The following is a 22,465-nucleotide window of genomic DNA, read 5'->3' on the forward strand; positions in this document are numbered from 1 at the left end:
AGAGCGAAAAATTGAAGCTCATAAAGTGCAGATCACCTTCAGAATAAGAAAGCGTGGTCTGTCCCACGTTTACGTTTAATTGTCTGAATTGTATTTTTCGATCATTTCTTTTGAACCATCCCAGTTGGGAGGCGTTTCCCAAGTTTTATTTGTTTTTTTTCCTAGAATTACACCTTTTAATATCTGTTTTTCACTGAAGAAAACCCTTCCATCCCAATCCTGGCTATCGAGAAAGCGCATGGCGATTACAGCTTCAGGCGATGTTTTTCTTAGTTCGCTAAGTAGCTCAGGATAACCGGGCATCGGTTTTTTAGCTTTGTTAGCTATATTTTTTTGTATGGATACTTCATTTATGTATTCGCTGCTGCTTTTTTTTATTGTGTAGCTATTTTTAAAAGAGAACTCTCCGTCGGTTTTGTGTGAAATGGATTTAACCGATTCATAAATATTTTTCGGTACGTCAAAGTTTTGTTCGAGAAAGTCTAAAAGCGTCATGGTTTAAACACCTCGATATCTCCTTCGCGAGGACCCTTTAAAAGAACTTCTTGTTCGCCCCAACGATCTTCGGAATATTGCCATGACCATTTATCACCTTCTTTAGGCGCCCCTACCTTAAGGCGAAGTATTATTCCGTCTTCTTTTGCAAATTGTTTGGCAATGTCCGGAGACCTTGTCCAAGAGGTAAATGGGCTTTCGCTTGATGCCCCACCATAGTTGTGGTCTTCTGGACTAACGTCACCCTCTATTTTTCCAGGAGTTACTCTTCCATTTATTGCGTCGGCTTCTGCAGGGTGTCCTTTGTGAACTCCGCGATACAGGTACCCGTCCTCATGATCGGGAAGTTTAGGAAGGCTTTCATAATGTGTCTCCCTAGTTTTGCTTGTCTCCGCTTTATCTGGATCGTCGCACGGTTCGCACATCAACCCCAACGGATCCACCCAACCCGTAGGGTTAGGCACATACTGATAGTTGTTCAACCCACCCGCAAGCTTGATCGGATCCGGCGTCAAAAAACGCCCGGTGCTTGGATTGTAGTAGCGGTGCCGGTTGTAATGTAACCCCGTCTCCGCATCGAAATACTGACCCTGGAAGCGCAGAGGGTTGTCGATTTCGGCGACGTCCAAGGCTGCCAGGTTGCCATAGGCACGGTATTTCGCCGACCACATGATTTCGCCGCTGTAGTCGGTAAGTTCCTGAGGTGTACCGAGGTGGTCGAGTTGGTAATAGAACGGCGTCGCCTTCAGCGGGCCTTCGCCATCGAGCATCGCCAATGGGCGGAAGCTGCCTGGCTCGTAGATGTAGGTGCGATAGCGATTCTCAGCGCTTTCGGCGATCAGGCGTTCACCTTGCCAGAGAAACTCGGTGGTCTGGCCATCGACAGTCTTCTCTATGCGACGGCCAAAGGCGTCGTATTTGTAGCTTGCGGTGCTGCCACCGGGCAAGGTGACGCCAATCAAGCGATGCTGGCAGTCGTAGCGGTATTCGGTGACCAGTTGCTGTCCGGTACCACGGCGTTCCCGGGCCAGATTGCCGTAGGCGTCGTAGTCGTAATGCCGGTCGCCTTGCATAAGCAGGCGATTACCTTTGACGTTGGCGAGGTTCGCAGTGGGCAGATCGTTTTGACCGAGCAAGTTGCCGGCTGGGTCATGAGCGAAAGTTTCGGGGGTGGCGCCGCGAACGCTGACCAGACGATCCAGTGGATCATAGTGGTAGCTGCGGTTTCCTTTGCGGCTGTCATCGATGCCGGCCAGGTTGCCGTTTGCATCGTAGGCGTAGCGGCGCTGGAACAGATTGCGGTCCTGCTGACCTACGGTGTGCGCTTGAAGCCTTCCCTGTTCGTCGTATTGGTATTGGCTAAGCAGCACGCCTTGTTGGCGCTGCTGTTCACGGCCAGCGGCGAACTGGTGCGTAGTCAGGCGTGAGCCGTTGAGGTCGATGCTGCTCAGCCGACCGCCGGAGAGGTGGCGGTAATCGAGTGTACTGCCATCAGGGAGTCGGCATTGGCTTAGTTGGCCGACGCTATCGTACTCGTAACGCGTGGTGCCCCAGCCTTGGTGCTCAGTGATCAGGCGATCTTGTACGTCGTACTCATAGGCGAGGGGCCAGTGGCCGTCGTCGACGTTTACCAGGCGACCCAACGCATCGTAGCTGTAATGGATTTCTTCGCCGTCGGGCATGGTTTTGACCAGCAGGCGACCAGAGGCATCGCGCTGATAATCGGTCACCAACTCACTGCCATCGTCGCCGAATTCGGTTTTTTTCAGCAGCTTGCCGTTGAGGTCGTACTCGTAGGCAGTGCGGCGTCCGTCGAAACCGGTTTCCTGTTGGATCAGCCCGTTCGAGTAGTAATCCAGCTGATAGTGTTCGCCGCGTTCGTTTTCGATGTCGGTGAGCAGCAGGCGTGCGTTGTCGTAGCGATAGCGCAGTTGGCTGCCGTCCGGGTTGATGCGACGGCTGACTAGATGCAGGTTATCGGCATACTCGTAACGGGTTACGCGCCCCAGTTCGTCGCGTTCTGCAGTGACGCGGCCGTATGGGTTGTAGGTGAACGCACGGGTAGCGCCGCCGGGCAGGGTGATCTGTGCCAGACGGTTAGCCGCATCCCACTGGTAGTGGGTGATTGCACCCGTTTCAGCCTGACGTGTGATCTGGCGCCCGAGCGCATCGTAGCGGTACTTGCGCTGACCGCCGTCCGGCAGGCGCTCCTCCAGCAATTGGCCGAGGTTGTTCCACCCCAGTTGGTGGCGGCTGCCGTCGGGATGGCGGATCTCCAGCAGGCGTCCTTGGCGATCATAGGCGTAATGCGTAGAGTTGCCATCCGGGTCGACTTGTTCAGTGATGTCACCCTGGTCGTTACGCCAGTAGATCCATTTGGCGTCACCACGATTTACCACACGGACAAACCCGTTGTAGTACTCGTAGGTGGTCGGTGCGTCTTCCGGTGGGATCACCGCGACCAATCGACCCGCTTCGTTGTACTGATATTCCGTGACCGCCCCCATCGGGTCTTTTTCGGCGATCAGTCGGCCTTTGTCGTCATAGGCCTTTAGATGTTCTGCACCGTCCGGATCAACTTTGGCGACGAGTCGAGCCTTGTCATCGTGGGTATAAACCTCTTCGCTGCCATCGGCGTTGGTAACGGTGACGCTGCCTTTGTCATCCCACGCATAGTGCGCATCCATCTGAGAGAAACTGGCCCAGTGATGGATGCAACGTGCAGACTTGCCTTCCTTTTCCCACTCCCAGTAAAAGCTTGCGCCCCCGGCGAGTTGCCGCTCAAGAATTACGTTTTGCTCGTTGTAGGCATAACGCTCGGACTCTCCCAGAGCGTTTGTGGCTTTGATCAACCGATGGTGACCATCGTATTCATAGGTGGTCAGCGTCTGAACGGTGTTCCAGGCGTCTTCGAGATTGTCCGCCGGAATGAATTGCTGATAGTCGATGGCGACAATGTGCTTGCGGTCGTACCGGACAAGCAGCGCACGACCAGCACCGTTATCCACTCGCTTGATTCGACCATGGATGTCACGGGTGATCTGCAGGCGATTATCGTAGTTGTCGCTGATGGCGATCAGCGTCGCGCCTTTACTGTTGAAACGGAAGTGATAGAACAGCGGCTTTTCGCCGGCCTGAGTCAGTATGAGTTCGGAGGGATCTTCGCCAATGAAGATAGCGGCTTCCGAAAGGCTATTGGTGATTGCCGGGCGTTGTACGCTGGGCAGGGGAAATGTGGTGACCCGGTTTTCGTGATCGGTCCACACGACCTCGTCGCCATTGATGGCCACCCGTTGAGCGAGGGCGTGGCTCCAGCCATAGCCTAGACCGCAGTCGATTTCAGCCGCGCTGGTTCGGTAGAGTCGAGTCCAACTGAATGGCAGCAGGCCACCGAGTTCACCGTCGGTAATGGTTAGCAGCTCTTCACCGGTGACCATCGAGACCGGGCAGCCGTTGGTGCAGGTCTTCTTCGCGCAAGTGGCGCTTTTGTCATCGGGTGTCTTGGACTGATCAGGAACGTCGTCGACTTTTTCTTTGGGTTGCAGAGTGGACTGGTTCTTTTTCTTGTCCCTTGGGAACGAAGAGGCGTCTTTGACTTCCTGTTTCGGAGTATCTGCAGTTTTAGGCAGTTGTTTTGTGGGAGACAGTCCCTCTAGTTGGCTCTTGGGTTCAGCCTTGCGCGAGCCAGCTTTTGGCGCTTCAGTGGTAGCTTCATCGATTTTCAGCGCTGCGGTTTTGGCAGGCTTCATCGGCACATTCTTGGCGCTGGCGATGATTGGTTTCGACACTTCCGCATGGGCGGGCAGGGCGTGTTTGTTGCTGAGTGTCATCAAGGTAGACGCGAGGTCTTCAAGATACTTGATGGCTTCTCCGGATTTGACGGTGGAGAGGACTTTGGTGCCCGCTCTCACGGCCAGTCCGGCGCCACCTGTCAGGCAGATGCCCACCAGTACGTTGATCAGGAATTCCGAGGCGATGGCAGTCATCACGTCGACAACAACCTGCGGCGGTAGCATGCCGACCCAAGCAACAATGGCGGAGACGTAGATGAACATCAGCGGCTCGTCGCTGAGGATCAACAGCCCTGAAGCAATCGACTCCTTGGAGGCTGCATAGAGTTTGTCGATCTCGACGTCCGACAGGTACTTTTTCAGTTTTTCGTAATTTTTCCTCGGATTGGCGAGTAGCTCGAACAAGCTTTTGATGTCATCCCAAAGCTGCAACAGAGCCTTTTCAAACCCCTCCAGGGCGCGTTTGAGCAAAATCACCGAACGTCCGGCGCGATCCGCTGCAGAGTAACTGGCCCATTGCGGCTTAAACTTGCTCGACCATTCGCTCTGCAACCAGCCATCAAGCTTGCTGATAACGCCTTGATAGGAGTTATAGAGCGCTTTGACGTCATTCTGGGATACGTTGGGGAAAAACGTAATGCGATAGGTCTGGCCCTTCTTGGCCCCCTCGATCACTTTGATACCACTCGGGCCGATCATGGTTTCGATTACCGGACCGGTAACGTCGTCGTAAAAGGTACCTTTGGTGACCGGTTCCAGTTTGACTGGAGTGTTGCCAATCGGCACGAAGCGCGCCGACTCGAACATATGAATCAGCGTGAAGTCACCTACCAACGGGCAAGTGGCATAGGTCTTTACCGCACCTGTTTCGGTTTTCCGTTCGGTGATGCTGACTTCGTTGCCGACCTTGAAGGTCTGGTCGACGTCCAGCGCCCAGCCAGTCCAGAAACCGTCCGCCCATTCCTTGTAATCACTCAGGCAGTTTTTGAAGTCTTTGAGGATCAGGTTCACGTCAGGCGCTTTGGCGTCCAGCACACGCAGAACCAGGGTACCAATCGGGGTATTCATGACGTGACTTCCTTTGTCAGCTCTGCGGCGAGACGCTCTGCCATATCTTCTGTGTTTGGGTTCTGGCGCACGAAGCGCTCAACCTTTCTGCGCAAGTTGGCTTCGGGGAATTCGAAGTACAATTCTGGGCAATCTTCTGATAGCCACTGCATCAGGTTCTCGACGACGGTGGTGTGGTCCTTCTTCGCGAGAGCATCCAATAGCGTTTGGGGAATATCCCACCAGGGCCACTCTTTTGCGGGAGGTACTGCTCTTCTGCCGACTTCGAGCGTCTGTCCGTTAATCAGGTAGCGTTGGAAAACCGGCAGTAATTCACCTGCCGTAGCACCTAACCCTTCGATGATCGGATGAAAATGTCGACCATCCCAGAACCTGAAAAACACTTCAGTAGCGTCTGGCATTTTTACCTGGGTCAGGCTGCGCAAATGCTCCAGCACCGTTTCCGGCGCGCTGGTGGATACCGCTAGCCAACCCCAATCCAGTGCATCGGTTTCAGTAATCCATTGCAAAAAACTGGCATTGGGGCTGATCTCGGCGAGATACGGCATTACGGGAAGCCAATCGGCGTAAGGCGTTCCACTCCAAATAGGCTGCAGTTGTGGTGCGGCATCTTGCTGATAGAAGGGCTTGAGCGGCTCGGCATCGCTCGCTGCACTGATGATCAGATACAAGCGCTCGCCACTCCGCAGCGGCTGTTGTGCCAGCCAGTCCTTGGGCGTAATTCGATCAGATGGCACAGGCACCTGCCTTGCATTTTTCGCATTCTTCGCAGAACGGCGCGTTGCGTTTGAGGGTGTTGATCTGGGCCGGGGTCAGGACCTGGCCGGCCTTGTCGGCGTCGGCTTGTTTGAGGATGCCGGGCATTAGCGGGGCGGCGCCGGTGCCGCTGCCGGGGCTGCCGCCGGAGTTCATGTTGATCACCGGGCCGCTCAGGGTCACGCCGCCGGCGTCGATCTTGATGAAGCTGCCGCCGCCGATCAGGGTCAGTTCTGCGCCTGCTTCCATCACCACTTTCATGCCGCTGCTGAGGTGGATTTCCTGCCCCGCGTCGATGAACTGGCCGGTGCCGATCTTGATGTGCTGATTGACGCCTACGGTGAGGTGGTCGTTGGCGCGGGCTTCGACTTTACGGTCGGCGTAGACGGTGTGGTGTTCTTCGGCCTTGAATTCCGTGTAGCTGTTTTTTTCGACGGTGTCGTGGCGTTCGTTGCCGACGCGGATTTTCTGGTCGTGCTCGATGTTCTCGTCCCAGTCGCGCTGGGCGTGCAGGTAGATCTGCTCCTGACCTTTTTTGTCTTCGATGCGCAGTTCGTTGTAGCCGCCACCGCCCATCGAGCTGAGGGTCTTGAAGGTGCTGCGGGTCTTGTTCGCCGGCAGGGCGTACGGGACGGTGTTTTCCTTGTGGTACAGGCAGCCGCTGATCAGCGGTTGATCGGGGTCGCCTTCAAGGAAGGTGACCAGCACTTCCATGCCGATGCGCGGGATGGCGATGCCGCCATACTGGGCGCCGGCCCAGGCGCTGGAGACGCGCAGCCAGCAACTGGTCTTGTCGTCGGCCTGGCCTTCGCGGTCCCAGTGGAACTGGACTTTGACACGGCCGTACTGGTCGCAATGGATCTCTTCGCCTTTGGGGCCGGTGACCACGGCGCTCTGGCTGCCGAGGATGCGCGGTTTCGGGTGGCGCAGCGGTGGGCGGTTGGGCACGTCCCACGGGGTGGCCTGAAAACGGTTGCGATAGCCCTGATGGAAATCGTCTTTCAATGCCGTGGTGTCGCTGGTCACCGACTCTTCGAGCACTTGCGGTTGCTTACCTTCATGCAAGACTTCGGTGAGCAGCCACAGGTCGTTCCACTTGGCCTTCGGGTGCTCGGTCAGGGCGAGGAAATGGCCGCTGACCAGCAGTGGCTGATCGCTCTTGCCTTCGGCGAGCTGAAAGTCGCTGCGGTGGCGTTCGAGGGCGCGTTTGGCCAAGTGCTTGCCGCGCTCGCGGTCGATGAAACGACCGGGATAGTCGTAGTCTTCGAGGTCGGGCAGGGCGTCGCCGCGGTTTTCGCTTTCGAGGGTGATGCGTGGTTTTTCGAAGTCGTAGTCGCGGCGGGTGGTGCGGCTGGTGCGGGTTTCCAGGCGCAGGTCGAAACGCTTGATCACCGGGTTGCTGGCGACCATGCCGGAGTCTTGCTGGTAGGTCACAGGCTTGAGTTTCGGGAACACCGTCTGGTCATCGCCGAAGACGAGCTTGTGCGCCGTGGCGCTGTGCTGGAAGTGGTAGTGAATACCTTCTTCCTCGCACAGGCGCTGGATGAAATGCAGGTCCGATTCATCGTATTGCACGCAGTAGATGCGCTCGGGATAGATCGAACCGGTCTTGAATTCGTAGGCGTTGCTCTGGATGCCGTGCTCTTCGAGGACCATGCCAATGATTTTCGGCACGCTGAGGTTCTGGAAGATGCGCTGGTTGACGCGATGCGCCAGGTACGACAGTTGCGGGCGCAGGGTCACCGAATAACGCGTCAGGCGTTTGCCGGAATCGCCCTGGGCGGCGCGATAGATCTGGCCGTGGATGCCGCTGCCATCGGGCGACAGTTGCAGGAAGGCCGGTTTGTGCAGCAGGGTTTCGAGGTCCAGCGACGGCTGCTCACTGACCAGTTCCACCTCGAACACAAAAGGCTGGCTGATGGCTTCCCGGCCGGTCAGGGTAAATACCTGAAAATCGGCAGAGAGCCCTTCGATGGTCAGGGCAAAGTGGGTTTCATTGGCCGGCGCGAACATCCCTTGTTCCTCGTGCTGTACAGCGGCGCTCGTCGATGACCGCAAAGCGGCTCAACGTACGCGAAATTCTGGAGGGGCGTAAACAACATCGACCAGCAGGGCTGGTCGATGCTTGTAACGATCAGCCGTAATTAAACGACTGGAGCACGCCAGTCATCGGAACCCGAAGTACCGGATACTTCGTGGGTCCAGGTGATTTTACGGTAGGTGAACTGCACTTCTTCCAGGTGGGTGAAGTGCGCGTTGCCTGGATCCTGGCAGTTGTGCATTTTGTTGTTGATGGCGACGATGATCGCGTCTTCCAGTTTGGTGGTGTAGTAGTGCTCTTGAGTACCTTGAGCAGAAGTACGGTACCACTGGATAACGATTTCGCTCATGCGCTCGCCGGAGGTCAGAGCGGCTTGCAGCAGAGGCGAAGCCTTGTCGTAGACCTTGGTGATCACAACTGGCTTGTGCACGCGCTGACCGGTTGGCTGACCGGATTGTGGGTCACGCGGGATGATCACGTCGTGGGTGAAAGCCTGAACCATAACCTGGTCTTCGTGGCCTTCCTGGTAGGTGTTGCCAACGGAGTCGGCGGTGAAAGCGCCGGCAGTGATCAGGCCTTGTTTTTCGCCGGTAACCGACATGTACGCTGGTGTTGCCATGGGGTGCTCTCCTTGCGGAATAATTTAAGGTGCCCGGGAGGCGAAATCGCCCGGTGGGTGCCTGAGTGTTATCAAGGAGCGTGCCAGGTTTTGCGAGACCCCCGGAGGCTCTGGGTGAAAACGCTTTGGTCGGCGATTTTGGAGGCATTCTACGAGCGGAGGGGCGCAAAAGTGCGCAAGAAGTTGCGCAGTACTGCGCAACTTCTTGCGCACTCGTCCACAGCCCTTGTAGATCAAGGGCTGTAGCGAGATCGACCGCGAAAAATCACCCGTCAGTGCGCAACTTCTTGCGCAGTTAGGGTTACGCTGAATCGCTCTGGCGCGAAGGGATAAACCCTCTCACCACAAGATTTTTCCGGGTACTCAGATCAGCTTCACAGCCAGCGCTTTCTCGCAATCCTCGAGCGAACGCTGCTGCGTCTCGGCATACAACCCCAACTCATCAAGGGTCGAACGCCCCAGCGCCTGTTCGAAAGCCTGGCGATTGGAGTGTTCGCCGTAGTGTGCCTGCGCGGCATCACCGAGGTTCGACTGAAAAATCCCCGCTGCGCTCACCGGCAAGAAATCTTCGTACACCAGCGGCTCCGCTTTCACATAGTCCTCGCGCAGCAAATCCTCCAGTGAAACCTCGCCCAGCCCGCTCGCCGCCAGGCCTTTTGCCGTCGGGAAATAACGAAAGTACGCCAGCCCCTGTTCACGCATGCCCGCGACGCTGTCAGGAAATTCGGCAAAGTGCCGGGTCATTAGCGCGTTGTAGCGTGCGGCATTGCCTTCGTTGGGGAAGTCACCCAGTTCATCGCGGGCGGCATTCAACAAGCGGTCGTACAGTGCACGCCCCTTGGGTGTCAGCGCCGCGCCACGCTGTTCGATTTCGCCGAAGCGCGCGCTGTGGCTGCCACGGGTTTCAGGCTGGTCGGTGAAGGCGATCGGCTCATCCAGCGCCTTGAAACTGGTCTGGCGCAGCAGGATCGGGCAGTGCCGCCGTGGTGGACCTTCGATCACCGCTTTGGGCGTGATGCCATGCGCCGGCATTTGTGCCTGGACGATGTCGATGTCCAGGGTGCGCGGCGTCAGGTGATTGATGTGCGGACCTTTAAACGCCACCACATCGGCGATCAAGCGGTGCTGGGCGCTCAGCGTCTGGTACTGCGCGGCGCTGACGGTGGCACTGTGGTGCCAGCGAAAAGTCTCCAAAGCCTGCAGGACAAATTCCTCGGCCTGCGTTGCGTTCAAGCCACCGGCGGTTTCCGCAAGCTCGATCAACTGCAAGGCCGCCGCCGTGAAGATCGAACGCTTGGCCAGCACCGATTCGGCGAAGGCGCGCAACGCAGGATCCTCAATCAACTCCAGGCGCAATAACGAGGTAAATACCCGAAACGGACTGACCTGCAGCGCCTCTTCATGCACCGCACGAAACGCCGTGGAATGCACGGGCACCCCCGCTGGCGTCAGGTCGTAATAACCCACCGGTTGCATGCCCATCACCGCAAACAGGCGGGCGAGGGTGGCCAGTTCGCTGGCGGTGCCAACGCGAATGGCGCCATGGCGCTCCCTGTCCAGCCGTTCGATTTCACCGCTACTGTTGAGCTGCCGGGCGATGTCCGGCTGACGTGCAAGCACATCGCGATTGGTCTGCTCCACCAGTTCCATCAGCGCGCCGTACAGCGGCACTTCTTTGCGGTACATGTCGGACATCGCTTTGGAGAAGCGTTGGCGGATCAGGTCGGGGCTGATGAACGGCTGCACGGTCATGAAAAAAATTCCTGCCACGGTCACGGAATGGATGAGGGAAAAGATCGCAGCCTTCTCGCACGCGGGCAAACGAAGAATCCTACGAACTTCATTCTGCCAACGACTGATCCACCAGTTCGATCCAGTGCATTACCGGTGTACGACCGGCGCTGGCCAGATGGCTCTGGCAACCGATGTTGGAGGTGACGATCAACTGCGGGCGGCCGCTTTCCAATGCGTTGAGCCGGTTGTCGCGCAGTTGTCGGGCGATTGTCGGTTGCGTCAGCGAATAGGTGCCTGCCGAACCGCAGCACAAATGACCGTCCGGCACGGTAGTGAGGTTGAACCCGAGGCGCGTCAGCAGTGCTTCCACCGCGCCGCCGAGTTTCAGCGCGTGCTGCAAGGTGCACGGACAATGCACGGCGATCCGTCGTTCGCTGGCGGCACAGGCCTGTTCCAGCGGTTCACCGGCAAGGATCTGCACCAGATCCAGGGTGCGTTCGCTGATCAGTCGCGCCTTGTCCGCGTACGCCGGATCGTTTTCCAGCAAATGCCCGTAATCCTTGATGAAGGCGCCGCAACCGCTGGCGGTCTGCACGATGGCTTCGACGCCGTGTTGCAGGTGCGGCCACCAGGCGTCGATGTTCTGCCGGGCGCGGTCGAGGCCTTTGGCCTGGGCGTCGAGGTGATAGTCGAGGGCGCCGCAACAGCCTGCCTCGACCACAGGGGTGACGCTGATGCCGAGCCGGTCGAGCACCCGCACGGTGGCGTCATTGGTGTTTGGCGACAGCCCCGGCTGTACGCAACCCTCGAGCAACAACACCCGGCGTGCATGTCGTGGGGCGGGGCGCACCCCGGACGTCGGCAGATGCTGCGGCAGCTTGCTTTCAAAGATCTGCGGCAGCAGCGGCCGAAAAGTGCTGCCAACCTGTAGCAGGCCTTTGAACAGTCGCGGATTCGGTGCCAGTGCGCGCAGGCCCTCGCGCAGCAGCCGCTGTGCAGCCGGGCGTGACACCGCCTGATCGACCACCGCGCGACCGATGTCGAGCAGGTTGTGGTAGTCGACACCGGACGGACAGGTGGTTTCGCAATTGCGGCACGACAGGCAGCGGTCCAGATGCAGTTGCGTCTGTGCGGTGGCCGGTGCGCCTTCGAGTACCTGCTTGATCAGGTAGATGCGCCCGCGCGGGCCGTCGAGTTCATCGCCAAGCAATTGATACGTCGGGCAAGTGGCGTTGCAAAAGCCACAATGCACGCAGGTGCGGAGGATTTTTTCCGCCTCGGCGGCGCGGGGCAGCTGTCGGGATTGTTCGCTGAGGGTGGTTTGCATGGCTAGAACTCCGCGTACATCCGGCCAGGGTTGAACAGCCCTTGCGGGTCGAGTTGCGCCTTGAGTTGCCGGTGATAGCGCAGCAGTGTCGGGGCCAATGGCTGGAAAGGCGACTGGCTGGCGCCGTGGCTGAAGCAAGTGGCGTGGCCGCCGAGTGCCTGGGCGAGGACATGAATGTGCTCGACGTCGGATTTCAGCCAGCGTTGCGCCCCGGCCCAGTCGATCAGTTGTTCGCCGGGCAGCTCCAGCAAGCCGAGATTGTTCGGCAAGGACACGCGCCACAGCGGCAGGCCTTCGTTGAAAAACGCCAGGCGTTGTTCATTCAGATCGCACCAGAACACCGAATCCAGTGGCTCGCCACCGAGGCGTTGATGCGCCGCCGTCACCGAACCTTCGCCGCCTTCAAGACGCAGATAAAGACTCTCGCCATCGTGGCAGGCGGCGCTGATCGGCAGCGGTTGCTGGCCCCATTCGGCCAGATTGGCCAGCGCCCGCGCGCAGTCGATATCGAGGCGGATGCTCAAGCACTGGCGCGGTTTGGGCAGGACTTTCAGCGAGACTTCGGTGAGCACGCCAAGGCAACCGAAACTGCCGGCCATCAGGCGTGACAGGTCATAACCGGCGACGTTTTTCATCACTTCGCCGCCAAAGCGCAGGTGCTGGCCGAGGCCGGTGATCACCCGGGTGCCGAGGACAAAATCCCGCACCGAGCCGGACCAGGGGCGTCGCGGCCCGGACAACCCGGTGGCGATCATGCCGCCGACCGTCGCGCCTTCGCCGAACGCCGGAGGTTCGCAAGGCAACATCTGCCCGGCCGCTTCCAGTGCTGCGAGCAGTTCCGACAACGGCGTACCGGCGCGCACGCTGACCACCAGTTCGGTCGGCTCATAACGCACGATGCCGCGATGGGCGCGGGTGTCGAGCACTTCACCGGCCACTTCGCGCCCGAGAAAGGCTTTGCTGTTAGCACCCTGAATTTTCAGCGGCGTGGCGTTGGCCCGGGCCTCGTTGACCTGTTCGAGCAACGCCTTGGCGGCATCGAAGTCAGCCATCAGAAGCGCTCCAGCTCGGGGAAGGGCAGTTGCCCGGCGTGAATATGCATCGCTCCGAATTCGGCACAGCGATGCAGGGTCGGAATGTTCTTGCCGGGATTGAGCAGGCCTTGTGGATCGAACGCGGCTTTTACGGCGTGGAATAGGCTCAGTTCGTCGCTGTTGAACTGTGCGCACATCTGATTGATTTTTTCGCGGCCGACGCCGTGTTCACCCGTGATGCTGCCGCCGACCTGCACGCACAGTTCGAGAATTTTCCCGCCCAGGGCTTCGGCGCGGTGCAGTTCCCCCGGCTGGTTGGCATCGAACAGAATCAGCGGATGCATGTTGCCGTCGCCGGCATGGAACACGTTGGCCACGCGCAAGCCATATTCTTCGCCGAGGCGCGCGATCCCTTGCAGAACGCCGGGCAATTCGCGGCGCGGAATGGTGCCGTCCATGCAGTAATAGTCCGGTGACAGGCGACCGATGGCGGGGAAGGCGTTCTTGCGCCCGGCCCAGAAGCGCACGCGCTCGGCCTCGTCACGGGCCTGGCGCACTTCGATGGCGCCGGCCTCGGTCATGACGTCGCGCACCCGCTGACAATCGTCGTGGACATCGGCTTCGACGCCGTCGAGTTCGCACAACAGAATGGCTTCGGCATCGACCGGATAACCGGCGTGGATGAAGTCCTCGGCGGCACGAATCGCCAGGTTGTCCATCATCTCCAGACCGCCAGGAATGATCCCCGCCGCGATGATGTCGGCCACCGCACGGCCGGCCTTTTCGACCGAGTCGAAACTGGCCAGCAGCACCTTGGCAACCTGAGGCTTTGGCAGCAATTTGACCGTGACTTCGGTGATGATGCCCAGTAAACCTTCAGAGCCGGTGAACAGCGCCAGCAAATCGAAACCCGCTGAATCGAGGGCGTCCGAACCCAGTGTCAGGCGCTCGCCTTCGATGGTCAGCACTTCGATTTTCAGCAGGTTGTGCACGGTCAGACCGTATTTCAGGCAATGCACGCCGCCGGCGTTTTCAGCGACGTTGCCACCGATGGAACAGGCGATTTGCGAAGACGGGTCCGGCGCGTAATACAGGCCGAACGGCGCCGCTGCCTGGGAGATCGCCAGATTGCGCACACCGGGCTGAACCCGCGCGGTACGTGCGGCGGGGTCGATGTGCAGGATGTTGTTGAAGCGTGCCATCACCAGTAACAGGCCTTTTTCCAGCGGCAGGGCGCCGCCGGATAATCCGGTGCCGGCGCCGCGAGCGACCACCGGGACCTGGTGCTGATGACAGAGTTTGAGCAGGCTCTGCACCTGATCGAGACGCCGGGGCAGGGCGACCAGCATCGGCGTGGTGCGGTAAGCCGAGAGGCCATCGCATTCGTAGGGCTTGAGTTCGTCGTCGCGCCAGAGAATGTCGAGATCGGGCACGGCGCGTTGCAAGGCTTCGAGAACCCTGGCCTTGTTCACCTCGGGCAAGGGCCTGTCGAGGCGCTCGTCATACAGAATGTTCATCTCAGTCCCGCAACCTTTCTAAGAGAGGGGCACCCCTGTGGCGAAGTCGCTTGCTCGCGATGGGGCGCAAAACGGGCCTGATCCAGCCAGCACAGGCTGTCGGGTGCAACCCGCCGTCAGCTGTGGGTCTGCTGCGCAGCCCGGCGGGAGCACGTTCCTTCGCTACCGGAGGCGGATGAGGCCTGCTGATCATCGTTGGTTGCCGAGGAATTCCCGATACAACCGCGCGGTGTTCCCCGGTTGTTCGACCATCGGCATATGCCCGACGTGATCCCACACCTCCACGCGCAGATTGGCGATGCCCTTGCTCCACACCGGCACACTGCTGACGTCGATCAGCCGGTCCTTGCGCCCCCAGAGCAGCAGAGACGGACATTTGATGTCAGCCAGTTTCGGCTCCATCGGTTCACTGGCGCGGAAATCGCGGAAGATCTCCTCCAGTTCATCGCGTTGCTGTTCGTAGCGCTGAGCAATGGCATCCAGCACCAGCTTCGGCACCCACGGCGGCGACGCCATGGTCATCGCGTAGAAACGCTGGAAGTCCTCCCGGGAATTGATCAGGAACGGGTTGTGCCCACGGGCCAGGTGGCGCTCCATGTCGCTGGCCTCCGGGGCTGTGACGCCGGCCGGGTCGATCAACGCCAGCGAGGCGATCCGGTCCGGGTAGGTTGCCGCCAGCCACGCCGCGATGTAACCGCCCATCGAGTTGCCGATTACATGGACTTTTTCCACTCCGCAGACATCGAGCAGTTGGATCATGCGCTTGGCTTGCACCGCGATGTCGTAGCCGCCGCCAGCCTTGAAGCCGGTTTCACCGTGGCCGGCCAGATCCGGAATGATCACCCGATACTGGCGCACGAAGTGCCGGGAGAAGCGCAGCCACAGATTCTTGTCGGCGCTATAGCCGTGCAGCATGAGGATGGCGCTGGCCGCTTCATAGGGCCCGCCTTGCCAGGTCGAAACGGTCATCTCGGCGATCGGCACTTCGATCTTGTGCAGCTTGTACAGTTTGGCCTCGACGGCCATGTTCAGGTCATACAGCCAATGACCGACCGCCGGATAACTCAACCAGCTCCAGGCCACGAAAACCGCGAGGGCGACAAACAGCAAAAGCATCGACGTCTTCCTTTTACGTGTTCAGGACAGAATGTGGTCGGCCGGTTTCAGCGCCCGGGTCAAGCGGTGATAGCTGAAACTGAAGCCGGGAAACATTGCGATCACATGACCGCTCTTGCTTTGATACCAACTGTGGCAGCCACCGGACTTCCACACCGTGCGTTCCATTTCCCGGTGGATCATCTCAGTGTAGGTACGTTCTGCTTCCGGGCGCACTTCGATGCTGCGCAGGCCTTTGGCTTGCACGGTGCGGATGCAGTCGAGGATGTAGTTCATCTGCGACTCGATGATGAACAGCGCCGAGGTGTGGCCGATGCCGGTGTTCGGCCCGGTGACGATAAACAGGTTGGGAAAGTCGGGCAGGCTGGTGCCGAGGTAGGCGCGTGGGTATTGGGCCCAGACATCTCTGAGTTGCACGGCGTTTTTTCCGCTGACCGGGTAGGAAATCACCCCGTCGGTGGCGTCGTAACCGGTCGACCAGATGATCAGATCGACCTCGATGTGCTGGCCGTCCTGCGTGTTGATGCCGCGCTCGTCGAACGAAGTGATGCCTTGTTCGCGGGTGTGCAGCGTCACGTTGGGCCGGGTCAACGCCGGGTAATAGGTGTTGGAAAGCAGCACGCGTTTGCAGCCGATGGTGAAGTCCGGTGTGAGCTTTTTCCGCAGCGCCGGGTCGCGCACCTGGCGTTCCAGCAGACGCAAGGCCTGACGCTGGACCATGCGGATGGCCGGTCTCGAATATTTGAACGCGATCACCCGCGTTTCGAACTGCCAGTAGATCAACCAACGCAACAGCTTGTAGGCCGGTTTCACACCCAGCAGCCAGCGTTGCAGCGGCCCGAACAGACGATCGGCGCGAGGCAGTACCCAATGCGGCGTGCGCTGGAACACGTGCAGTTGCGCGACGTCGGGGGCAATCGCCGGAATCACCTGCACCGCGCTGGCGCCGCTGCCGACGATGGCCACGCGTTTACCGCGATAGTCGTAGCCATGATCCCAATTATTGGTGTGAAAGGTCTTGCCCTGAAAGCGCTCCTGGCCGGGGATCTGTGGGATCACCGGTTGGCTCAGCGGGCCGGTCGCGTTGATGAGGAATTGCGCATGGAACGTGCCTTTGGCGCCGGTATGAACGGCCCAGCGTTTCTGCTCGTCGTCCCATTCGACACGCTCGACATTGGCTTGCAACTCCACCCGCTCACGCAGGCAGAACCGGTCGATCACGTGCTCGGTGTAGCGGTGCAGCTCGGCCTGTTCGGCGAACATCTGCGACCAGCGGTAAGAGGCGAACGACAGCGAATACAGCGGCGATGGCACGTCCACCGCAGCGCCGGGGTAGGTGTTCTGACACCAGGTGCCGCCGAAGAAGTCCCGGCGCTCCAGCAGGCGAAAATCGTCGATCCCGGCCTTGAGCAGGTTGACCGCCGCGCACTGGCCGCCGAAACCGCTGCCGATGATCAACACGTGGTAGGTGTGCATGGGGCTCCTTCTTATAGTTGTTTTTTCGTTTTCCTCCTTTCATGTATAGCCAAATATTTGCACTGTGCGCAGCGGTAATGTCGCTCTATTCAGCCCGCTGGCCGGTGATGGCTATTTAACGTTGCCCTGATAGACTCCCAACACATCCGTCCTACGGTGTGCAGGTTCCGTCGAGTGGTCGAGGCCCTTATGGGAAAAACGGGAGGAAAGGGACTTTCATTGGCCAGGAGGCTTTACACGTCGCGAATCCTCGGGCTGTTGCTTGGGCTTCTCTGCGTGTCCGTGGCGATGCAAGCCCTCGATCCGCCGCTGTGGGTCTGGGCGTTGATGCTGTTCAATGGCCTGATCTGGCCGCATCTGGCCTTTCAATGGGCGCGCCGCGCCGAGGTGCCTTTCCACGCCGAACACCGCAACCTGTTGATCGACGCCTTTCTTGGCGGCTTCTGGGTCGCTGCCATGCATTTCAATCCGCTGCCCACGGCAACGACCATTTCGATGATGGCGATGAACAACGTCGCTATCGGAGGTTCACGCTTTCTATTGGCGGGCTCCGCGGCGCAGTTGCTCGGGGTTGCCGTCGGCCTGGTGGTTTTCGCGCCGGCATTCATTCCGCAAACCTCACCCGCGCAGATGTACGCGTGTTTCCCGTTATTGCTGCTGTACCCGTTGGCACTGGGCTGGATCTGTTTTCGCCAGGCCTACACCCTCGGCCTGCATAAACGTGAGTTGCTCGCGCTGAGTCGTACTGACAGCCTCACCGGACTGCTCAATCACGGCGCCTGGAAGGATCAACTGGAGATCGCTTTTCAGCGTTGCAAACGGCAGAAACAGGGCGCGGCGATCGCGCTGATCGACATCGACCATTTCAAGGCGATCAACGACACCTACGGGCATGTCGCCGGTGACATCGTGCTGCGCCAGTTGAGCAAGATGCTCAAGCAGAACCTGCGCGCCACAGATGTCGCCGGGCGCTACGGCGGGGACGAGTTCTGCGTGATTCTTCCGGAGCTGCCGCTGTTCAACGCGGCGCAAGCCATGGAGGCGCTACGCGAGCGCTTTGCCGTTCTTGGCTATGAGCAGAACCCGGCGTTGAAGGTCAGTTTGAGTATCGGCCTGGCGGCGTACGATCCCGCGCATGCCGACGCGACGCGGTGGCTCAATGATGCCGATCAGGCCTTGTATGAAGCCAAGGCCAGTGGCCGCAATCGGGTGATCTGCAATTGCGAGAGCCTGCCGAAGCAGCCGCAGCTCGACTCGGTCTGAGCCGCTTGCGACTGATCCTGTAGACGCTGGCAGGCCAGCTAGCGGCCACAGGTTTCGGGTGCGGTCGGCCAGGTCAGCGTCGTATTGGGTGTAGAGCCTTGCGTCAATGTCGGGTACGGTTTCAATCCACCCCCGACGCGAAACAAGGATTGATTCATGACGTGTTCATTTTCCCGCTCTCTGCTGGCCGCCAGCCTCGGCCTGTCGCTCACGCTCTCGGCCGCCGTGGCGTCCGCCGAACCGCACAAACAGGTGCTCGCCGACGCCGAGCAATACCAGCCCGAAGCCCTGAAATTGTTGGAACGTCTGGTCAATATCGAGTCCGGTTCCGGCTACGAGCCGGGGCTCAAGCAAGTCAGCGACATTGCCGTCGATGAGCTGAAAAAACTTGGCGCCACGATCGAACGGGTGCCGAACACCCCGGAAAAATCCAGTCACGTGCTCGCTACCCTGAAGGGCACCGGCAAGGCAAAGATCCTGCTGATGGCGCACATGGACACGGTGTTCAAGGAAGGCTCCGCCGCCGAACGGCCGTTCCACATCAAGGACGGTCGCGCCTACGGGCCGGGGGTGATGGACGACAAGGGCGGCATTGTCGCCGGGATCTATGCGCTGAAAGTGCTGAAGAACCTCGACTTCAAGGATTACGCGCAAATCACCTTTCTGCTCGATGCCAGCGAAGAAACCGGCTCGGACGTCGCCACCGACCTGATCAAGAAAACTGCCAAGGAACACGACGTGACCCTCAATCTCGAGCCGGGGCGTCCGGCGGATGGCCTGGTGGTATGGCGCAAGGGCAGCGCGACGGCGCTGGTCGAGGTCAAGGGCAAAGCCGCGCACGCCGGCGTCGCCCCGGAACTGGGGCGCAACGCGGCGATGGAAGCCGCGCACCAGATTCTGCAACTGGGCAAACTCGGCGATGAGGCGAAGAAAACCACCATCAACTTCACCGTGCTCAAGGCCGGTGACCGCACCAACGTGATCCCGGATCAGGCCACGGCCAAGGCTGACGTGCGCGCGGCGGTTCCGGAAGAGTTCGACCGGATCGAGAAGGATCTGGCCCGGGTGTCGCAGGACAAGTTGATTGCTGACACCGAAGTGAAGACTTCACTCCAGCGCGGTTTGCCGCCAATGCCGCAGACGCCCGAGTCGGATCGCCTGATGGCGATGGCCCAGGGGATTTACGGCGAGATCGGCCGCAAACTGACCGAGGAGGGCAGCGGTGGCGCGGCGGATGCCAGCCTGTCGGCCGGGGTGGGTACGCCGACACTGGATGGTTTCGGGATTGTCGGCGGCAACATTCACACGCCGGAGGAGTACGCCGAAGTGGCGAGCGTGGCGCCGCGGATTTATCTGTTGTCGCGGATGATTATGGATTTGTCTACGAGCAAATAAGTCTGTGACTTACGAATAGACTCAAGGCGAATTTACTAAGTCTATTCGTAAGGAAGATTTTAATAATATTGCCTAGTTGTTTTTTTGGGAAAGGAAGCTTGATATTGTCTTGGATAAGTTTATAGCGCCTTCCTCATCATCTTTGCAAAGGTATTCGAATATCTCTACGTTGGTGATAGCTTCTTTTTCTATGATCTCGCTGTAAAAGATTTTGTCTGGCTTTTTTGAGTTAGGGGTCTCTGTATGTATGAAGTTTGGTAGGAATTTTGATTTTTTATAGTCCGAATATATTTTCTTTTCAACGCTTTCAAATGGTAAAAAGTACGTATTAGGGCAGCTGATGTTATATTTGAAAATGCGTTGGTCGCCGTCTAGTATTGATATTACATTTTCCGGAATAGAAAGAAATTTTTCAGCATGATTCAATCGCGCCAAAGTTGTGACGTTTGCTCCACCTCCGATGGGAATTATCTTCCAGCGGGAAAAATTGTTTGGGCAGTACCTGTCAATTATAAATTCCAGGAAGTTTTTTAGCATTTCATCTTCGGTGAGAATGTATTTGTCCCACCCTATAAAGCCAAACATAATACTTTTTATGTAGTTGTATGAGGCAGGTATTATGTTTCCTGCGCCATCCGTGTTTGCCATGTAGTAGAGTTCATTGTCTCTAAGTGTTCTCATGATGGCTAATGAATGAGTCGTGCAAAGGATGTTTACTTGATATGTCTCGCAGAAGTTGCGAAGCCTCCTTACGAGATGTGCCTGTGCTGCTGCATCCAGAGATATGTCTATTTCGTCAATCACAATCAATTTGCGGTGGTTTGTAATTTTTCTATATAAGCTAATCAGGAAAAATTCTCCCGAGCTAAGATGATCCTCTCTGACATAGCGATCGCCATCAAGTGGAATGCAGTAGTAGTTTGTGTTTTTTATATTTATTTCAACTAGGGTTTCAAATTTTTTGCTGGAGTATATGTCGTTGAGGAAATCTATTAGCTCCATCGGTTTCGTGTGCTGACCTAGAATTATTGCCGTTCGAATGTCTTTGTCGGCTGAGCTGATTTTTTGATAATGATCGAAGCGTCTCCCGAAAGGAATTGGGAGTTCTACGTCGATAGAGTCTTTTAATTTTTCGGGAATGGCAGATTTGCAATTAAGAGTGCTCATCGAGGCATCGTAATCGAATACGAAGGTCTCGTTATCATGGTTGTAAATAACCTCGCTGTCGTTTTTGAATACGCCAGGTGAAATGGTTTTTGAGAAAGTGTCTGCTGAGCATAAATTTAATATTGATTTGATAAGTGTGGTTTTGCCAACGCCATTTTTACCTACGAGGCAAGTAAGTCTGTTTTCGGTTAGATCAAGGCTAAAGAGCATATGTTTTACATGCTGTATGTTTTTCAGCTCTACGGAGATTTGCATTATAGCTTGTCCGACTTGTGAAGGAACATGTCCACTATTGTGGCACCATACTTCTTTCTGAGTTTGTCGAGGTAGCTTGGGTCAATGGTGTTGTAGTAATTAAGTTGTCCCGATATTTTTGTTATTGCGTTATTGGTGTCTGGGCCGGTAAGTTCGTAGAATTTTTTCTTGTCTGAAAGGTAGTAGTGAAGTTTGACTTCTGTGTCTTTTTTAAATTTTCTATCAATCGAAACCTTTCCGTTGGGCAGGATAACCATGCCGAGTAATTTTATTTTATTTCCTGTTTGAGTGTGTTTGTTTTTACTGGTGTTGATGGTGAGCTTGCCTTTAGTGGTTGTTTGTAGGGTTTGTGATATGTATTCGTCAATGTCGAGGATTGCTTGTTTTTCGCGAGACGAAATTATAATGTCGTCGGAGTATCTGGAGTATATTAACTTTTGTTCCAGGCAGTATTTTTGGAGTTTGTTGTCGAAGTCAAAGAGGCATGCGTTGCTTAGTGGGGGTGAAGTAGAGAAACCCACTGGGACGAAATTATTGACTGTTAAGGTTTTTGTTATTTTCTCTATGTATAGCTGTATGTCTTCAATCGGGGTGTTGGTGAGATTGTTTTCTATCGTTGAGATGACTAGCTCGGTGTCAATACTATTGAAAAAATTTCTGATGTCGGTCTGGAAGAAGTATTTGCTATGTGCATGTTTCGATACTGCGTCAACAGTGTTTACACCTTTTCTATAAGAAAACACTACGTCGTTATTTGTTTTTAAATGCTCCAGTAGGAAGAATCTCAAGAATGAGTGGAAGGTTTTAAGCCTTTTGTTCGGAATGTGAATTTCTCTGTCGTTTATTTTTTTTGTTTCATAAAGTGAACTAATTTCGCCCGTTTCGAGTTCTGGGAATTCAAATTTTCCCTGATACATAGCATTTAGCAGGTCTTTTAAAGGTCTTTTATTCATAGCTAAAGTCCAACTCGATGTTGCTGCGCGTTCATTAGGCAAAAAATATGCCGAAAATCTTCGTGTAGCATAATACGTAAAGAGGATAGCCTTTTTTTAAGAAGTCGCTGATGGTTTCCAGCAAATCATCTCAAGAAATATCGATGATAAGTTTTTGTAAAGAATGTGACTTAGAGGGTAGGGAGCTAAGCGTAAATAGATAGTGGATAGGTAACCAAGAAAACAAAGTTTACAATTTGTGTGCCTCTTAGCGTTTCGCTAAAGAGGCACACAACCGTAAAAGGAGACTAGACACCTGTAGAGGCCAGATTTGATGACTGGAGATGCTCCTAGTCACTGGCATGAGTCGAACTCTAATTCAGGGCAGGGTGGAAAACAAGAGGCACGCTGATGCTCTGGCCGAGCGGTAGGGAGAGCTTCCGGGAGCGATATTAGGTGGGTCCTACGAGCCGTCTTTT

Annotated in this window: 15 protein-coding genes; 2 read left to right on the forward strand and 13 right to left on the reverse strand. The window is 56.8% G+C overall.

Annotated elements, in window-relative coordinates; translation table 11 throughout:
* Window positions 1-75: 75 nt before the first annotated feature.
* The 11 genes from HV782_RS11520 to HV782_RS11570 all read right to left on the reverse strand — a co-directional run bounded on the left by HV782_RS11520 (window position 76) and on the right by HV782_RS11570 (window position 16,974).
* Window positions 76-495, reverse strand: a complete 420-nt coding sequence (locus tag HV782_RS11520) for a hypothetical protein (protein WP_186747330.1) — start codon at window positions 493-495, stop codon at window positions 76-78.
* Complete coding sequence (locus tag HV782_RS11525) at window positions 492-5,354, reverse strand: RHS repeat-associated core domain-containing protein (RefSeq protein WP_225931070.1); 4,863 nt, start codon at window positions 5,352-5,354, stop codon at window positions 492-494. Before HV782_RS11525 ends, HV782_RS11520 begins: the two co-directional genes overlap by 4 nt.
* Entirely contained in the window at window positions 5,351-6,091 is a 741-nt protein-coding gene (locus tag HV782_RS11530) for a DUF4123 domain-containing protein (protein WP_186747332.1), read from the reverse strand. Before HV782_RS11530 ends, HV782_RS11525 begins: the two co-directional genes overlap by 4 nt.
* A complete protein-coding gene (locus tag HV782_RS11535; protein WP_128616078.1) occupies window positions 6,081-8,123 on the reverse strand; it encodes a type VI secretion system Vgr family protein in 2,043 nt (680 codons plus the stop codon). The genes HV782_RS11530 and HV782_RS11535 overlap by 11 nt, the downstream gene beginning before the upstream one ends.
* Before the next feature lie 131 nt (window positions 8,124-8,254).
* Window positions 8,255-8,770 carry an Hcp family type VI secretion system effector gene (locus HV782_RS11540; RefSeq protein ID WP_007949952.1) on the reverse strand — a complete coding sequence of 172 codons (516 nt, stop codon included), beginning with the start codon at window positions 8,768-8,770 and terminating at the stop codon, window positions 8,255-8,257.
* Window positions 8,771-9,133: 363 nt separating this feature from the next.
* Window positions 9,134-10,522: a 2-oxoadipate dioxygenase/decarboxylase HglS gene (gene hglS / locus HV782_RS11545; protein ID WP_128616079.1), complete on the reverse strand. Its 1,389-nt coding sequence runs from the start codon at window positions 10,520-10,522 to the stop codon at window positions 9,134-9,136.
* Between the two features lie 88 nt (window positions 10,523-10,610).
* Window positions 10,611-11,831 carry a glycolate oxidase subunit GlcF gene (glcF, locus tag HV782_RS11550; protein WP_186747334.1) on the reverse strand — a complete coding sequence of 407 codons (1,221 nt, stop codon included), beginning with the start codon at window positions 11,829-11,831 and terminating at the stop codon, window positions 10,611-10,613.
* A 2-nt stretch (window positions 11,832-11,833) separates the two neighbouring features.
* A complete protein-coding gene (gene glcE / locus HV782_RS11555) occupies window positions 11,834-12,883 on the reverse strand; it encodes a glycolate oxidase subunit GlcE (RefSeq protein ID WP_186747336.1) in 1,050 nt (349 codons plus the stop codon).
* Window positions 12,883-14,382, reverse strand: coding sequence for a glycolate oxidase subunit GlcD (glcD, locus tag HV782_RS11560; protein ID WP_186747338.1), 1,500 nt, complete (start codon window positions 14,380-14,382; stop codon window positions 12,883-12,885). Before glcD ends, glcE begins: the two co-directional genes overlap by 1 nt.
* A gap of 189 nt (window positions 14,383-14,571) precedes the next feature.
* Window positions 14,572-15,498 (reverse strand): alpha/beta fold hydrolase, encoded by a 927-nt coding sequence (locus HV782_RS11565; protein ID WP_123467560.1) that lies wholly within the window; start codon window positions 15,496-15,498, stop codon window positions 14,572-14,574.
* Between the two features lie 21 nt (window positions 15,499-15,519).
* Window positions 15,520-16,974: a flavin-containing monooxygenase gene (locus HV782_RS11570; RefSeq protein WP_186747340.1), complete on the reverse strand. Its 1,455-nt coding sequence runs from the start codon at window positions 16,972-16,974 to the stop codon at window positions 15,520-15,522.
* Window positions 16,975-17,163: 189 nt separating this feature from the next.
* Between HV782_RS11570 and HV782_RS11575 the strand changes: the two genes are divergently transcribed.
* Together HV782_RS11575 and HV782_RS11580 are read left to right on the forward strand one after the other, a co-directional pair.
* Window positions 17,164-18,237: a diguanylate cyclase gene (locus HV782_RS11575; RefSeq protein ID WP_123467564.1), complete on the forward strand. Its 1,074-nt coding sequence runs from the start codon at window positions 17,164-17,166 to the stop codon at window positions 18,235-18,237.
* A gap of 156 nt (window positions 18,238-18,393) precedes the next feature.
* A complete protein-coding gene (locus HV782_RS11580) occupies window positions 18,394-19,632 on the forward strand; it encodes a M20/M25/M40 family metallo-hydrolase (protein ID WP_186747342.1) in 1,239 nt (412 codons plus the stop codon).
* A gap of 72 nt (window positions 19,633-19,704) precedes the next feature.
* On the opposite strand, the gene HV782_RS11585 is transcribed toward HV782_RS11580, so the two are convergent.
* Both HV782_RS11585 and HV782_RS11590 read right to left on the reverse strand, forming a co-directional pair.
* On the reverse strand, window positions 19,705-21,054 hold the full coding sequence (locus HV782_RS11585; protein WP_186747344.1) for an ATP-dependent nuclease: 1,350 nt from the start codon (window positions 21,052-21,054) through the stop codon (window positions 19,705-19,707).
* On the reverse strand, window positions 21,054-22,007 hold the full coding sequence (locus tag HV782_RS11590) for a reverse transcriptase domain-containing protein (protein ID WP_186747346.1): 954 nt from the start codon (window positions 22,005-22,007) through the stop codon (window positions 21,054-21,056). The genes HV782_RS11585 and HV782_RS11590 overlap by 1 nt, the downstream gene beginning before the upstream one ends.
* Window positions 22,008-22,465: the final 458 nt, after the last annotated feature.

This window comes from Pseudomonas monsensis (genome assembly GCF_014268495.2).
Lineage (GTDB): Bacteria > Pseudomonadota > Gammaproteobacteria > Pseudomonadales > Pseudomonadaceae > Aquipseudomonas > Aquipseudomonas monsensis.